The sequence below is a fragment of the Catenuloplanes indicus genome (assembly GCF_030813715.1).
In the GTDB taxonomy this organism is placed as follows: Bacteria; Actinomycetota; Actinomycetes; order Mycobacteriales; family Micromonosporaceae; genus Catenuloplanes; species Catenuloplanes indicus.
Map to the genome: position 1 here is coordinate 2,659,530 of NZ_JAUSUZ010000001.1, position 14,972 is coordinate 2,674,501.

The following is a 14,972-nucleotide window of genomic DNA, read 5'->3' on the forward strand; positions in this document are numbered from 1 at the left end:
AAGTTTCCCGGTCACGGGCAGTGCATGATCGCCTTCGATATTACGATTGTGCGGCCGGGCCCCCCGCCGTACCGTTGACGGGTAGGCCGCTCGCGGCGGCCGTCCGGCACCGACGCGGCCCCCACACCGGCCGCTCGACCGGCGCACGGCGGGTTGCAGCCCCGGGCTCATCACCCGGTGAGCGCGCCCCGTGCGGTGGCGCCAACGGCGCAGACCGGTCGCCGCGAGCGCGCCCAGAGCCTGCGTCGCTCGTTTCAACCTCCGTGACTTCCAGCAAACGGCGTGCGATCGCGCTCGCGTCCCTGATCGGCCTGCTCGGCAGCGCCGCGGCCGGGCTCCTCGGTGGCCTCGGCTCGTGCGCGCCCACCGGCGACGGCCCGGCCGCGCGGCCGCTGTCCGCGGCGGAGGCGGATCGGCTGGCCGGCATGCGGGTACGCAACCACACGGACGGCGCGTCCGCGGTGACCGCCACGATCGGCGGCGACCAGCTGCGCGCCGAGGGCTGGGTCGACTGGCGCCGGCAGCTGGCCTACCTGCGGGTCACCCGCCCGGGCGCCGCGTCCGCGCTGGTCCAGGGTGTACCCGGGCTGGTCGCCACGATGACCGAGCCGGGTAGCACCAGCGCGGCCGCGGACCCGGGCGGGGCCTCCGCCGGGCCGCCGCCGACCGACCCGCCGTCCGGTGACTGGCGGGTCCGCGCCGCGGCCGCCGGCACGACCGGCAACTCGGCCGCCACGTCCGTGGACGCGCTGCTCACGCTCCTGTTCGGAGCGTCCGCGACCCGGCCCGACTCGGCGGACACGCTGCGCGACAGCGACTCGCGCTGGCTCAGCACCGACACCGTCGGCGGCGACGTGGTCGACGTGTTCCTCGGCCCCGCGGTCCCGCCCCCGCCACCGTCCACCGCCCCCGCCTCCACCCGCCTCGCCGACATGGGCGGCGCCGTCCGCTACTGGCTCGGCCGCGACGGTGACCTGCGCCGAATGGCGGCCACGCTGCCCGGCAACCTGCCCCTGGAGATCGACCTGCGACGTGGCGGGACGCCCGCGTTCGGTGCCGTGGCCGCGTTCGGCGGCGCGCCGATCGCCCCGCGCGAGGTGACCGCGGACGAGGCACGCCTACTCGCCGGCCTGCGCGTGGCCGACCTGCGCGCCGTCGGCGGCCGGATCTCGGTCACGCTCCCGTCCCTGGACGGTGCGCTCCGCCGCGGCGAGGGCTGGCTCGACTGGACCCGCACCCGTGCCTACCTGCTGCTCCGCACACCCGGCGGCGAGGTACCGGACGAACTGATGATCGCCACCTCGGACGCGGTCGCCACCCGCCCGGTCCCCACCGAGGCCGCCGGCTGGCAGCTGCCGCCGCTGCGGGCACCGCGCGGCGAGTGGACGTCGACGCCCTGGTCCGAACGCTCCGACGAAATGGGCGGCTTCGACCTCGACCTGCTGCTCACCGAGGCGATGGCACTCGGCGGCCCCGGCCGCGGCAAACCCGCCGCGATCCGTGACTCCGCCCGGCACCTGCGCGACGACACCGTGAACGGCGAGGCCGTCGGCGTCTTCGAGATTCCCAAGGCGGCCGAGGGTGACGTGGCCCCGGGCTACGCGCGCATGCGCTACTGGATCGGCACCGACGGCGTCCTGCGCCGCGTCGAACTGCTGACCCGCGCGGCCGGCTACGCCCAACTCGACCTCACCCCGGACGAGAACATCCCCGCTCTGCCGCGCGTGCCGAGATCCGGGTAGCCGTCTCCGAGGTCTCGATCTTCGGTGTTTTCGGCGTGGTGCGGTCCGCATGCTCGGAGTGGGGAAAGCCCGCCGGGTGCTCGGACCTCGCCGGCGCTCCGTTCCGCACGCGGCGCACCATCCGATCGGGTGGATGGACGCATCGCGGGGTGAGGTGCCGCGGGGGTTGTGGTGACCGGCGGCGGGACGTGCAGGGAGGAGCGCCAGCGACGACCGGTGCCCGCGGGAGCATGCGGAACGCCACCGCGCCGGGAGCGGGAAGAAGAACTCCAAGCTTTTGATCTTTGCCTGGCGAAGCCGGGCAGGACGTCAGCCGCGCTGCCGCAGAAGGCGTTCCCACAGCGCGTCGACCGCGGAGATCAGTTCCGCGTGGGTGCCGGCGTTGCTGAGTACGACGTCGGCGACCTCGCGGCGCTGGGCGTCGGTGGCCTGGGCGGCGATGCGGGCACGGGCTGCGTCCTCGGTCATGCCGCGGTCGCGGGTGAGGCGGGCGATCCGGATCGGCTCGGGCGTCTCGACCACGACGACCAGCTGGTAGAGCGGCGCGAGGCCGGACTCGACCAGCAACGGGACGTCGTGCACCACGATCGCGTCGTCCGGGGCTGCCTCGGCCAGTTCGGTGCTGCGGGCGCGGACCCGGGGATGGATGATCGACTCGAGGCGGCGGCGGGCGGTGTCGTCGCCGAAGACCAGGGCGCCGAGGGCGGGGCGGTCGAGCGTGCCGTCCGCGGTCAGGATGCCGTCGCCGAACGTGGCGACCAGCTCGGCCAGTCCGTCGGTGCCGGGTGCGACGACCTCGCGGGCCAGCACGTCGGAGTCGATGACGATCGCGCCGAGTTCGGCGAGGCGGGCGGAGACGGCGGACTTGCCCGCCCCGATGCCGCCGGTCAGACCCACGGAGAGCATGGCCGCGATCTTAGCCGGGAATGCGGGAAGCCCCGGTCACGCGTCCGCGACCGGGGCTTCCTACTGCCTTACCTGCGGCTTACTTGCCGCCGGCGAGCTTCTCGCGCAGAGCGGCGAGCGCCTCGTCGGTGGCCAGCGTGCCGGCCGGCTCCTCGGCCTGACGCGGCGAGGACGAGGAGGACGACGACGAGCTGGTCGCGCCGCCGGCCGCCGGGGTGGAGGTGCTGACGCCGGCAGCCGCGTTCGCGGCGGCCTCGGTGTCGGCGGTGCGGGCGGCCACGACCTGCTTGGTGTGGGCCTCCCAGCGCTGCCGCGCCTCGGCGTACTGCGTCTCCCAGGTCTCGCGCTGCTTGTCGAAACCCTCCATCCACTCGCCGGTCTCCGGGTCGAAGCCCTCCGGGTAGATGTAGTTGCCCTCGTTGTCGTACGTGGCAGCCATGCCGTAGAGGGTCGGGTCGAAGTGCTCCTCGCCCTCGACGAAGCCCTCGTTGGCCTGCTTCAGCGACAGCGAGATGCGGCGACGCTCGAGGTCGATGTCGATGACCTTGACCATGACGTCCGAGCCGACCTGCACGACCTGCTCCGGGATCTCCACGTGGCGCTCGGCCAGCTCGGAGATGTGGACCAGGCCCTCGATGCCGTCGTCGACGCGCACGAACGCACCGAACGGCACGAGCTTGGTGACCTTACCCGGCACGATCTGCTGGATCGCGTGGGTGCGGGCGAACTGACGCCACGGGTCCTCCTGCGTCGCCTTCAGCGACAGGGAGACACGCTCGCGGTCCAGATCGACGTCCAGGACCTCGACCTCGACCTCCTGGCCGACCTCGACGACCTCGGACGGGTGGTCGATGTGCTTCCAGGACAGCTCCGAGACGTGCACCAGGCCGTCGACGCCACCCAGGTCCACGAAGGCACCGAAGTTGACGATCGAGGAGACGACGCCCTTGCGGACCTGTCCCTTCTGCAGCTTGTTGAGGAACTCGGTGCGCACCTCGGACTGGGTCTGCTCGAGCCAGGCGCGGCGGGAAAGAACCACGTTGTTGCGGTTCTTGTCCAGCTCTATGATCTTCGCTTCCAGCTCGCGGCCCACGTAGGGCTGGAGGTCACGGACGCGCCGCATCTCGACGAGCGAGGCCGGGAGGAAGCCCCGGAGCCCGATGTCGAGGATCAGGCCGCCCTTGACCACCTCGATGACGGAGCCGCGAACGACACCGTCCTCGTCCTTGATCTTCTCGATGGTGCCCCAGGCGCGCTCGTACTGCGCCCGCTTCTTCGAGAGGATCAGACGACCCTCCTTGTCCTCCTTCTGGAGAACGAGGGCCTCGATGTGGTCACCGACCGACACCACTTCCGCGGGGTCCACGTCGTGCTTGATCGACAGCTCGCGCGAGGGGATGACGCCCTCGGTCTTGTAGCCGATGTCGAGCAGGACTTCATCCCGGTCGACCTTAACGACGGTGCCTTCGACAATGTCGCCGTCGTTGAAGTACTTGATGGTCTCATCGATCGCGGCGAGGAATGCCTCCTCGCTGCCGAGGTCGTCGATGGTGACCTTGTTGGCGCTCGAGGTGGCCTCGATGCTGCTCGTCATGTGGACAGTTGCTCCGAACGGATGGTGTCGCGACTGGTGCTTGCGCCCACGGCCTGTCGGCGGGCACAGTCTCAACACCCGAGGAGTCATGGTCATGCCGAGTAGTCATGGACATGCTGCAGCGGGGCGACTGAATCAAGCCGACCGCGGACCTGCTCCCTGCCGAGGCACACGATCCGCGAGCGCATCGACTAGCTTACCCTGTGCATTACCACAGCGTGCAAGGCCTCCCGGCAGGTCAACCGAGATGGGCCGGGATTTGGTCGTCAAACGCCCTAGTTGGTCCCGGATGTCACCCCCGTCACAGTCCCCCGGTAGCCTCCCGCAGGTGAGCGAACCCATGGACGGCGTCGAGATCGGCACCGAGGTCACCCGCCGGGACGTGACCGACGACGAGAGCCGCCGGGCCAGCCGCCACTGGTGGGACATCGATGCCGACGACTACCAGGCCGAACACGGGGAGTTCCTGGGCGACGCCGACTTCGTCTGGTGCCCGGAGGGTCTGCGCGAGGCCGACGCCCGGCTGCTCGGTGACGTGACCGGCCGCCGCGTTCTGGAACTCGGCGCCGGTGCCGCCGCCGGTGCGCGGTGGCTCGCCGCGCAGGGCGCGTCCGCGGTCGCGCTCGACCTCTCCGCCGGCATGCTGCGGCACGCCGCCGCCGGGAACGCGCGCACCGGGATCGACGTGCCGCTGGTCCAGGCGGACGCGCTCGCGCTGCCGTTCGCGGACGCCACGTTCGACGTGGTGTGCACCGCGTTCGGCGCGATCCCGTTCGTCGCCGACTCCGCGGCCGCGCACCGCGAGGTGTTCCGGGTGCTCCGCCCCGGCGGCCGCTGGGTCTTCAGCGTCACCCATCCGATGCGCTGGATCTTCCTCGACGATCCGGGCGAGGGCGGTCTGCGCGCGGTCCACTCGTACTTCGACCGCCGCCCGTACGTGGAGGAGAACGTCGACGGCGAGCCCACCTACGTCGAGCAGCACCGTACGCTCGGCGACCGGATCCGCGAGCTGGTCGCGGCCGGCTTCGTCCTCCGCGACCTGATCGAGCCGGAGTGGCCGGACGGGCACGAGGGCATCTGGGGCCAGTGGTCCCCGCTGCGCGGCCGGCTCTTCCCCGGCACCGCCATCTTCGTGACCGGCAAACCGGGGACCACATGATCTAGCCGGTACGCCGTAGGCTTTCCGGGTGAGCGCTGAGCCGATCGGACCCGAGGCCGCCGTGTGGCAGCCGGACCCCGTGCGTCAGGCACTTGCCAACTACACGCTCCAAGACCTGCTCAACCTCCCCCCGGACGCACCGCGCGTGGAGCTCGTTGACGGAGTCATCCACGTGGTCCCCTCAGCCAACACCGGACACCAGACCATCGCCACGATGCTGTGCAACTGGTTCTACGCCCACGCGCCGGAGGAGTTCTTCGCTTATCAGGACGTCGGCGTGGCCCTGGGCCCCGGCCACACCCGGCAGCCGGACGTCCTCGTCTGCTACGACGACGTCGTCGGCGACAACGAGCACTACGTGTTGCCGGCCGACGTGGTCCTCGCCGTGGAGGTGGTGTCGCCGAGCACCAAGACCACGGACCGGTTCGCCAAGCCCGGTGAGTACGCGGCGGCCGGCATCCCCTGCTACTGGCGCATCGAGCGGGACCCGCTGCACGTCTTCGCCTACCAGCTCCGCGAGCCGACGCGCCCGTCCGGCCTGCGGGAGTACGAACTCGTGGCGGACAGCGACACGCTGATCAAGGTCGAGCAGCCCTTCCCGATCGAGTTCCCGCTCTCGGAGATCGTGCGCCGCCCCCGCCCCCGCCCTCGGCGTTAGGCACCGCCCCGGCCGGGTAATGCCTGGTCATGGCTGGGAAGAGTTTGCGCAAGGGCCGGAAGGTCAGCTGGAAGAGCCACGGTGAGACCGTGCACGGCACCGTCCGGGAGAAGATCACCTCCCGGACGACGACCGCGGGCCGCACGGTGGCCGCGTCGAAGGACGAGCCGCAGTACCGGGTGACCAGTGACAAGACCGGTAAGGACGCCGTGCACAAGCCCGGCGCCCTGCACCCCGAATAAGGGCTAGTGGTCGGCGGTGTGCCAGTCTCGGCCGGCGCCGACCGAGACCTCCAGCGGCACCGAGAGCGCGTGGGCGTTGCCCATCTCGCGGCGGACCAGCGCCTCCAGCTGCTCCCGCTCCCCCTCGGCCGCCTCCAGGACCAGTTCGTCGTGCACCTGGAGCAGCATGCGGGAGCGCAGCCCGGCCTCGCGCAGCGCGGTGTCGACGTGCAGCATCGCGACCTTGATGATGTCCGCGGCGGAACCCTGGATGGGGGCGTTGAGCGCCATTCGCTCGGCCATCTCGCGGCGTTGCCGGTTGTCGCTGACCAGGTCGGGCAGGTAGCGGCGGCGGCCCAGGATGGTCTCGGTGTAGCCCTGCTGGCGTGCCTCGGCGACCACCGAATTGAGGTAGTCGCGGACGCCGCCGAACCGGGAGAAGTACTCGTCCATCAGCCCGCGCGCCTCCTCGGTGGAGATGCTGAGCTGGTTGGACAGGCCGAACGCGCTCAGCCCGTACGCCAGGCCGTAGTTCATCGCCTTGATCTTGCGACGCTGGTCGGCGGTGACCTCGGTTATCGGGACGCCGAAGACGTTCGACGCGGTGGCCGCGTGGAAGTCGGCGCCGGAGTTGAACGCGTCGATCAGCGCCTGGTCGCCGGAGAGATGCGCCATGATGCGCATCTCGATCTGGCTGTAGTCCGCGGTCAGCAGCGTGTCGAAGCCGGCGCCGACCACGAACGCGCGCCGGATCCGGCGGCCCTCCTCGGTGCGGATCGGGATGTTCTGCAGGTTCGGGTCGGTGGACGACAGGCGGCCGGTCGCGGCCACGGTCTGGAAGTACGTCGTGTGGATGCGCCCGTCGTCGGAGACGGACTTGAGCAGGCCGTCCACGGTCGTCTTCAGCTTCGCCACGTCCCGGTGCCGCAGCAGGTGGGCCAGCAGCGGGTGCTCGGTCTGCGCGTACAGGCTCTGCAGCGCGTCCGCGTCCGTGGTGTAGCCGGTCTTGATCTTCTTGGTCTTCGGCAGGTTCAGCTCGCCGAACAGGATCTCCTGGAGCTGCTTGGGCGAGCCCAGGTTGAACTCCCGGCCGATCACCTCGTACGCCGCCTGAGCCGCGCCCTTCACCCCGGCCGCGAACTCCGACTCCAGCTCCGACAGGTAGTCGGTGTCGGCCGCGATGCCGGTGCGCTCCATCGTCGCCAGCACCTCGGCCAGCGGCAGCTCCACCTCGGCCAGCAGCCGGCGGGACGGGCCCTCGCCGGACGCGGCGTCCCGGTCGAGCTCGGAGTCGAGCGCGGCGGCCAGATCGAGCGTGGCCCGGGCGCGGAGCATCAGGTTCTGCTCGATCGCGGGCTCCTCCGCGCCGAGCCCGTCCAGCGTCAGCTGACCGGACTCCGGCGCGTCCACCCGCAGCTCCCGCTGGAGGTAGCGCACGGCCAGGTCGGCCAGGTCGTAGGAGCGCTGGTCCGGCCGGGCCAGGTAGGCGGCGAGCGCGGTGTCGTGCGACACGCCGGCCAGCGTCCAGCCGTGCTGGGCGAACGCGAGCCGGGCCGGCTTGCTGTCGTGCAGCACCTTGCGCCGCGCCGGGTCGGCCAGCCACGCCGCGACCGCGGTCTCGTCCGCCGCGTCGAGCCCGGCCGGGTCGAACCAGGCGGCCGGCCCGTCCGCGGTGGCCAGCGCGACGCCGGTCAGCGCGCCGGTGCCGCGGCCGAACGTGCCGGCGACCGCCACGCCCACCTCGGCGCCGTTGGTGTGCGCGGCCAGCCAGGGCGCGACCGCGCCGGTGCCGAGCACCGCGCCGTCCAGGTCGAACCCGGCCTCGGCCTCCGGCTCGACCGCGTCCAGGTACTGGTAGAGCCGGTCGCGGAGCACCCGGAACTGGAGCGCGTCGAAGACCTGGTGAACCGCCTCCCGGTCCCACCCGTGCCAGCGGGCACCCTCCGGCGTGAGCTCGATCTCCAGGTCGCAGACCAGCTTGTTGACGTCATAGTTGCGGATCACGTCGGAGAGGCGCTCGCGCAGGCTGTCGCCGGCCTTGCCCTTGATCGCGTCGGCGTGCGCGATCACGCCGTCCAGCCCGCCGTACTGCGTGATCCACTTGGCGGCCGTCTTCGGGCCGACGCCGGGGATGCCGGGCAGGTTGTCGCTGCTGTCCCCGACCAGCGCGGCCAGGTGCCGGTACTGCTCCGGGCCGACACCGTACTTCTCGGTCACCGCGGCCGAGTCCATCCGTGCCAGGTCGGAGACGCCCTTGCGCGGGTAGAGCACGGTCACGCCGTCGCCGACCAGCTGGAACGAGTCGCGATCGCCGGTGCAGATCAGCACCTCCATGCCCGCGGCGCGGGCCTGGGTGGTGAGCGTGGCGATCAGGTCGTCGGCCTCGTAGTTGACCAGCTCGACGAACGGGATGCGCAGCGCCGACAGCACCTCCTTGACCAGGCTGACCTGGCCGCCGAACTCCTTCGGGCTCTCCGAGCGGCCGCCCTTGTACTCCGGGTAGATGTCGGTGCGGAACGAGCGGCGGGCCACGTCGAACGCGACCGCGATGTGCGTCGGCTTCTCGTCACGCAGCACGTTGATCAGCATCGAGGTGAAGCCGTAGACCGCGTTGGTCGCCTGCCCGGTCGAGGTCGAGAAGTTCTCCACCGGGAGGGCGAAGAACGCGCGATAGGCCAGCGAGTGACCGTCGAGCAGCAACAACCGGGACTTCTCAGCAACCGCAGCATTCACGTCTCAGGACTCTAGTCGCCCCCTCCGACAAGTTTCGGGCGCGCCACATCCTCCGACCCGCGCGAATACGCGATCATGGGGGTTCGTCACCGTCGGCAATCGATCTCGGATTGTCACGACTGCACAACAGCCTTGTACCAGCGTGTTACAAGGCCTGGTGAAGTGGCGGTGTGGTCATTAATTTGTGGCTGCAACAGCGTTCATGCAAGGGCGCTCACCCGCACCCTTACGCTGGACCTAAGGAGACTGGATGATCCGCCCGAACCTCGCATGGCGAAGCGTCGCTGTGCTGAGCGCCGCGTGCCTTGCGCTCACCGCGTGCGCCGACGACGCGGAGGAAACGCCGAACGCCGGCACCTCGTCCGCCGCCACCGCGGTCGGTGACGGCACGCTGAAGCTGGGCACCCTGCTGCCGCAGACCGGCTCGCTGGCCATCCTCGGCCCGCCGGAGATCGCGGGCGTGAATGCCGCCGTCACCGAGATCAACGCCGCCGGTGGCGTGCTCGGCAAGCCGGTCACCGTCAGCCACACCGACTCCGGCGACACCTCGACCGACATCGCGACCCAGTCGGTCAACAAGCTGCTCGCCGAGGGCGTCGACACCATCATCGGTGCCGCTTCCTCGTCCGTCTCGCTCTCCGTCATCGACAAGATCACGGGTGCGGGCGTGGTGCACTTCTCGCCGGCCAACACGTCCGACGAGTTCACCACGTACGCGGACAAGGGCCTCTACTTCCGTACCGCCCCGCCGGACACGCTCCAGGGCCGCGTCCTCGGTGACCTGATCATCCAGGACGGCAACGCCAAGGTCGGCCTGCTGGTCATGCAGGACTCCTACGGCGTCGGCCTCGCCCGCAGCACCCGCGCTGCCGTCGAGGGCGCCGGTGGCCAGATCGTCGCCGAGGCCGTCTACGACCCGAAGGCGCCGGACTTCTCGGCCGAGGTCGACCAGATCAAGACCGCGAACCCGGACGCCATCGTGCTGATCGGCTTCGACGAGGTCCAGAAGATCATCCCCAAGCTCGTCGAGGCCGGGATGACCACGGACAAGAAGAAGTGGTACTTCGTCGACGGCAACCTGTCGAACAAGTACAACTTCCCGGCCGGCACGCTCAAGGGCGCCAAGGGCACGCTGCCGGGTGCGGCCGCGAACCAGGCCTTCAAGGACAAGGTCCTCAAGGAGGACCCGCAGCTGGCCGACTTCTCGTACGCTCCGGAGTCCTACGACGCCGCGATCCTGACCGCGCTCGCCGCCGAGGCCGCCGGTTCGGACGCCCCCGCCGCGATCGCCGCGAACCTCAAGGCGGTCTCCGAGGGTGGCACCAAGTGCACCGACTACGCCGCCTGCCTCGCCCTGATCAAGGCCGGCACGGACCTCGACTACGACGGCATCTCCGGCCCGATCGCGTTCAACGACGCCGGCGACCCGTCCGAGGCCACCATCGGCATCTACCAGTACGGCGACGACAACAAGTACACCAACGTCGACTACAAGTCCGGCAAGATCTGATCTCGCCGCTCACGTAGCGTCTGAAAGGGCCCGGCCTTCTGGCCGGGCCCTTTTCCATGCACCCTCGATATGCTGAAACACCCCCGAAACACATTCACGACAATCTCCAGGCTCCAGAACCGATATTCCCGCTTCCGGCGACACCGGTTCCGCATGCTCCCGCGGGCCCCGGTCGTCGCTGGCGCTCCTCCCTTCCGGATCCGTGGCCACAAGCCCCCACTCCATCTCCCACATCCTGGAATTCGTCCCCCCATTTACGCCGCTCAACCCGCCGCCCCACACACCGGAAATGCCGCCGGCCCAGCCGCGCGCACTTTCTCACCGGAGATGCCGGCCGGTTGCCGGCGCAGCCGTCACAGGAATACCGGTTGCAGGACGCCCGCGCCCAGGGGATTCACGACCGAGGCAACCGCGTCCCGTGGCGAAGCCGCGGTGCTCCGCCCCTCCTCGACCCTCACCTGTCATGCGGCGGCGGTGCGGCCACCGGACGCACGCGAGCCGCTACCGGCCGCGCGCCGCAGGCCGGACCCCTCGGAGCACGGCGCGCACGCGTCCGGCCGTGACGCGAGCACCTACCCGCCGGCCACCGCGTCACGGCCGTTTCTCAACGGGTAGGTGTGCCCCGCCGCAACCCTGCGGCCGGCAACCGCCCCGCCGCAGGACACTCGGCGGAGCGGCCGAACAGCCGTCGTAGGGGACGCAAGCGGCCGCCCACGGCCGCGCGGCGATCCGGCGGCCGCGGCGCCAGCCGCCACGCGCACGGAAGTTGCCGGAAGCCGCGCCACACGCACCGAAGCAGCGGAAAGCCGCCAGGCGCAACAAGATCAGCCGGAAGCCGCCCACGCACGGCAGCAGCGAGAAACGGCGAGCCGCGCCAAGACCAGCCGGAAGCCGCCACCACACACGCAACCAGCGGAAACCGCCACTCGCGACAAGACCAGCCGGAAGCAGCCACCACATACGGAAGCAGCGGGAAACGGCGATCCGTGCCAAGACCAGCCGGAATCGCCATCGGTAACAAGAGCGGAGCCGGAAGCCGCGCCACGGTGGGCAAGCAGCCGTAGACCGCCACGCCGATGGACGAGCGGCAGCCGCCGGCGCGCTCGGGGGATCTCAGCCGCCACGGCAACGTCGCCGAGGCGACAAGCGAGCCGGGCACTTCGCGCCCGAAATCTCGTGATGTATCGGCTCCCGCTCACGTGGGTTCCCTGCCTGACCTCATGTGGTCGCTACCGCTGCCCCACACGCAAGCGCGCCGAACAGAGCCGGCAAGGCCAGGTGCGCTACCCTCCCGACATTTCCGGACAAAGTCCTCGGCCGCGTGATCCCATCCGCCATGGATCCGACGCCTGTGTGATCAATCGGTGGAGCGAAACGGAGGTCATCTAGCGAAGTTGATATCCCTAACGCTCCACTGATTGATCACTCAGGGTCGAGTAGCGTCGATCGTCGGCGGCAGCGCCAACCAGACGAGGCGAGATAATGCGATATTTCGCGCACAGAGTGCGGGACCTCCGGAGCGGCATCAGTTTGCCGCAGCACGGCAGGACCACCGCAGCAGGCCGGGCCACCGCAGCACGGCAGGGCTGCCGCAGCGTGGCGGGGGTGCGGCGGGGAACGGGCAGCAGAGTCGGAGCGTTCGGAGATCGGGCACGCCGGGAGCGGGTATATGAAAGGCCCGGTCGCGAATGAACGCGACCGGGCCCTCGGTGGGTGTTGCTACGCCGTGGCGAGCGTGCCCAGGTAGAGCTCGATGACCTTCGGGTCGTGCATCAGGTCCTGGCCGGAGGCGGTGTAGGCGTTGCGGCCCTGGTCCAGGACGTAGCCGCGGTCGCAGATCTGGAGGCAGCGGCGGGCGTTCTGTTCGACCATGATGACCGTGACGCCGGTGCCGTTGATCTGCTTGGTGCGGCGGAAGACCTCGTCCTGCATGGCCGGGGAGAGACCCGCGGAGGGCTCGTCGAGCAGCAGGACGCTGGGCTCCATCATCAAGGCGCGGCCCATCGCCACCATCTGGCGCTCGCCGCCGGAGAGCGAGCCCGCGCGCTGCTTGCGGCGGGTGCCCAGGGTCGGGAAGAGGCCGGTGACGAAGTCGAACCGCTCCTTGAACTTCTTCGGGCGCAGGAACGTGCCCATCTCGAGGTTCTCCTCGATGGTGAGCGTCCCGAACACGTTGTTCGTCTGCGGCACGAAACCGATGCCGCGGGCGACCAGGTCGTGCGCCTTCAGGTTGGTGATGTTCTGGCCGTCCAGCGTGACCGTGCCGGACCGGATGTTGACCAGGCCGAACAGGGCCTTCAGCAGCGTCGACTTGCCGGCGCCGTTCGGGCCGATGATGCCGACCAGCTCGCCGCGTTTGGCGTACAGGTCGGCGCCGTTGAGGATGTTGACGCCCGGCAGGTAGCCGGCCAGCAGCTCGTCGCAGCGGACGAGCGCGCCCTCGGCGGCGGAGACGTGCTCGGTACGGTCGACGACGTGCACACCGGCGGTGTCGTCGGCGAGCGCCTCGGCCTGGGTGACCTTGTCCGTCATGCCTTCTCCTCCCCGGCCGGCTTGTCGGCGGCGGGTGTGCCGTCGGCCGTGTCCGCAACGGTAGCCGCCGGCGCCTCGGTGGCCGGAGCCGTTGCGACCCCGGGCTCGTCGTGCTGGCTGCCGAGGTACGCGTCGATGACCCGCGGGTCCGCCATGACCTCGTCCGGCGTGCCCTCGGCGATCACCGCGCCCTGGCCCATCACGATCACCCAGTCGCTGATGTCGCGGACCATGTCCATGTCGTGCTCGACGAACAGCACGGTCATGCCGTCCTCGCGCAGCGCCTTGACGTGGCCGAGCAGCGACTGCGTCAGCGCCGGGTTCACGCCGGCCATCGGCTCGTCGAGCATCACCATGTCCGGCCGGACCATGAGCGCCCGGGCCATCTCCAGCAGCTTGCGCTGACCGCCGGAGAGGCTGCCCGCGAAGTCGTTGCGCTTCGCGTCCAGCTTGAAGCGGACCAGCAGCTCCTCGGCCCGCTCGGTGATCTCCTTCTCCTGGGCACGCCAGAGTCCGGGGATCAGCGCGCGGAAGAAGTTCTCACCCTTCTGACCGGTCGCGCCGAGCAGCATGTTGTCCATCACCGTGAGGCGGTTGAGCGCCTTGGTGAGCTGGAACGTGCGAACCATGCCGAGCCGGGCCACCCGGTGCGCGGCGACGCCGCCCAGGTTCTTCCCGTTGAACGTCCACGTGCCCTCGTCGGGCTTGTCGAAGCCGGTCAGCAGGTTGAAGAAGGTGGTCTTGCCGGCGCCGTTCGGGCCGATCAGTGCCGTGATCCGGCCGCGCGGGATCTCGACGTGCTGCACGTTGACCGCGGTCAGGCCGCCGAAGCGGCGCACGACGCCGTCCGCGACCAGGATCGGGTCCGGCTTCTTGGCCCCCGGCTCGCGGGGGACGTCGGCCAGCGACGGGAGCGTCTCAGCGGGCATCGAGCATGACCTCCTTCTTGTCGCCGAAGATTCCCTGCGGACGGAAGATCAGCAGGGCCATCAGGCCGAGGCCGACCAGGATGTACCGGACGGAGCCGGCCTGGGTCGTGTCCATGATCGAGGACGAGATCGCGCCGACGTTGATCAGCTCGATCAGCATCGCGTCGACGAAGACGATCAGGAACCAGAAGATCATCGAGCCGACCACCGGGCCGAAGACCCGTGCCGCGCCACCCAGGATCAGGATGGTGTACGCGAAGAACGTGAACTCGGTGCCGTACGTGTCCGGCTGCACGGCCGCGCGGCTGACCGCGAACATGAAGCCGCCGAGCGAGCCCAGCACGCCACCCAGGATCAGCGACTGGATCTTGTAGGAGAAGACGTTCTTGCCGAGGCTGCGGACCGCGTCCTCGTCCTCCCGGATCGCCTTCAGCACCCGGCCCCACGGGCTGCGCATCAGCAGCCAGACGATGAGGCAGGAGAGCGCCACCAGGATCCAGCCGACCGTCAGCACCCACATCTCGCGCGAGTCGAACGTGATCAGGCCGCCGAGGTTGATGCCCGCGCTGTACGGGTTCATGTCGTAGAAGCCGTCGGAGAAGGCCTGCAGGCCGTCCGAACCGCCGGTCCACTCGCTCAGGCTGACCGAGCGGAACAGCAGGCGAATGATCTCCGCGGCCGCGATCGTGACGATCGCCAGGTAGTCGGCGCGCAACCGCAGCGTCGGGACGCCCAGCAGCAGCGCCAGCAGCACGGCGCCGACCAGGCCGACCGCGATGCCGACCCAGAACGGCAGGCCGTACGTGGCCACCGACATCGCGAGACCGTACGCCGCGACGCCGAGGAACGCGGACTGGCCGAAGTTCAGCAGACCGGTGTAGCCGAAGTGCACGTTCAGGCCGATGGCGGCCAGTGCGTAGATGATCGCGGTGGAGCCGATGATCGACTCGACGGAGACCTGGAAGATCAGTTCCCAGTTCATGGCGCG

At 70.2% G+C, this 14,972-nt stretch carries 10 protein-coding genes and 1 pseudogene; 5 read left to right on the plus strand and 6 right to left on the minus strand.

Annotation, left to right across the window (positions count from 1 at the left end; genetic code table 11):
* The first annotated feature begins 263 nt into the window (after window positions 1-263).
* Entirely contained in the window at window positions 264-1,742 is a 1,479-nt protein-coding gene (locus tag J2S42_RS11960; protein ID WP_307238550.1) for a hypothetical protein, read from the plus strand.
* Window positions 1,743-2,066: 324 nt separating this feature from the next.
* Here the strand turns inward: J2S42_RS11960 and coaE are convergent.
* Both coaE and rpsA read right to left on the minus strand, forming a co-directional pair.
* Window positions 2,067-2,648: pseudogene (gene coaE / locus J2S42_RS11965) on the minus strand (dephospho-CoA kinase); the annotation flags it as partial.
* Between the two features lie 79 nt (window positions 2,649-2,727).
* On the minus strand, window positions 2,728-4,242 hold the full coding sequence (gene rpsA / locus J2S42_RS11970; RefSeq protein WP_307238552.1) for a 30S ribosomal protein S1: 1,515 nt from the start codon (window positions 4,240-4,242) through the stop codon (window positions 2,728-2,730).
* A 340-nt stretch (window positions 4,243-4,582) separates the two neighbouring features.
* Between rpsA and J2S42_RS11975 the strand changes: the two genes are divergently transcribed.
* From J2S42_RS11975 to J2S42_RS11985, 3 genes are read left to right on the plus strand one after another with little or no spacing between them, the layout of a single operon-like run.
* Window positions 4,583-5,401 (plus strand): class I SAM-dependent methyltransferase, encoded by an 819-nt coding sequence (locus J2S42_RS11975; protein WP_307248712.1) that lies wholly within the window; start codon window positions 4,583-4,585, stop codon window positions 5,399-5,401.
* A gap of 28 nt (window positions 5,402-5,429) precedes the next feature.
* A complete protein-coding gene (locus J2S42_RS11980) occupies window positions 5,430-6,059 on the plus strand; it encodes a Uma2 family endonuclease (protein ID WP_307238555.1) in 630 nt (209 codons plus the stop codon).
* 29 nt (window positions 6,060-6,088) lie between these two features.
* On the plus strand, window positions 6,089-6,301 hold the full coding sequence (locus J2S42_RS11985; RefSeq protein WP_307238557.1) for a hypervirulence associated TUDOR domain-containing protein: 213 nt from the start codon (window positions 6,089-6,091) through the stop codon (window positions 6,299-6,301).
* A gap of 3 nt (window positions 6,302-6,304) precedes the next feature.
* Here the strand turns inward: J2S42_RS11985 and polA are convergent, their stop codons facing one another.
* Window positions 6,305-9,013 carry a DNA polymerase I gene (gene polA / locus J2S42_RS11990; protein ID WP_307238558.1) on the minus strand — a complete coding sequence of 903 codons (2,709 nt, stop codon included), beginning with the start codon at window positions 9,011-9,013 and terminating at the stop codon, window positions 6,305-6,307.
* Window positions 9,014-9,263: 250 nt separating this feature from the next.
* Here polA and J2S42_RS11995 point away from each other — a divergent pair, with 250 nt between their 5' ends.
* Window positions 9,264-10,523, plus strand: a complete 1,260-nt coding sequence (locus J2S42_RS11995; protein WP_307238560.1) for an ABC transporter substrate-binding protein — start codon at window positions 9,264-9,266, stop codon at window positions 10,521-10,523.
* Between the two features lie 1,719 nt (window positions 10,524-12,242).
* Here J2S42_RS11995 and J2S42_RS12000 read toward each other — a convergent pair.
* From J2S42_RS12000 to J2S42_RS12010, 3 genes are read right to left on the minus strand one after another with little or no spacing between them, the layout of a single operon-like run.
* A complete protein-coding gene (locus tag J2S42_RS12000; RefSeq protein ID WP_307238562.1) occupies window positions 12,243-13,055 on the minus strand; it encodes an ABC transporter ATP-binding protein in 813 nt (270 codons plus the stop codon).
* Window positions 13,052-13,984: an ABC transporter ATP-binding protein gene (locus J2S42_RS12005; RefSeq protein WP_307238564.1), complete on the minus strand. Its 933-nt coding sequence runs from the start codon at window positions 13,982-13,984 to the stop codon at window positions 13,052-13,054. Before J2S42_RS12005 ends, J2S42_RS12000 begins: the two co-directional genes overlap by 4 nt.
* Entirely contained in the window at window positions 13,974-14,966 is a 993-nt protein-coding gene (locus tag J2S42_RS12010) for a branched-chain amino acid ABC transporter permease (protein ID WP_307238566.1), read from the minus strand. The genes J2S42_RS12005 and J2S42_RS12010 overlap by 11 nt, the downstream gene beginning before the upstream one ends.
* Window positions 14,967-14,972: the final 6 nt, after the last annotated feature.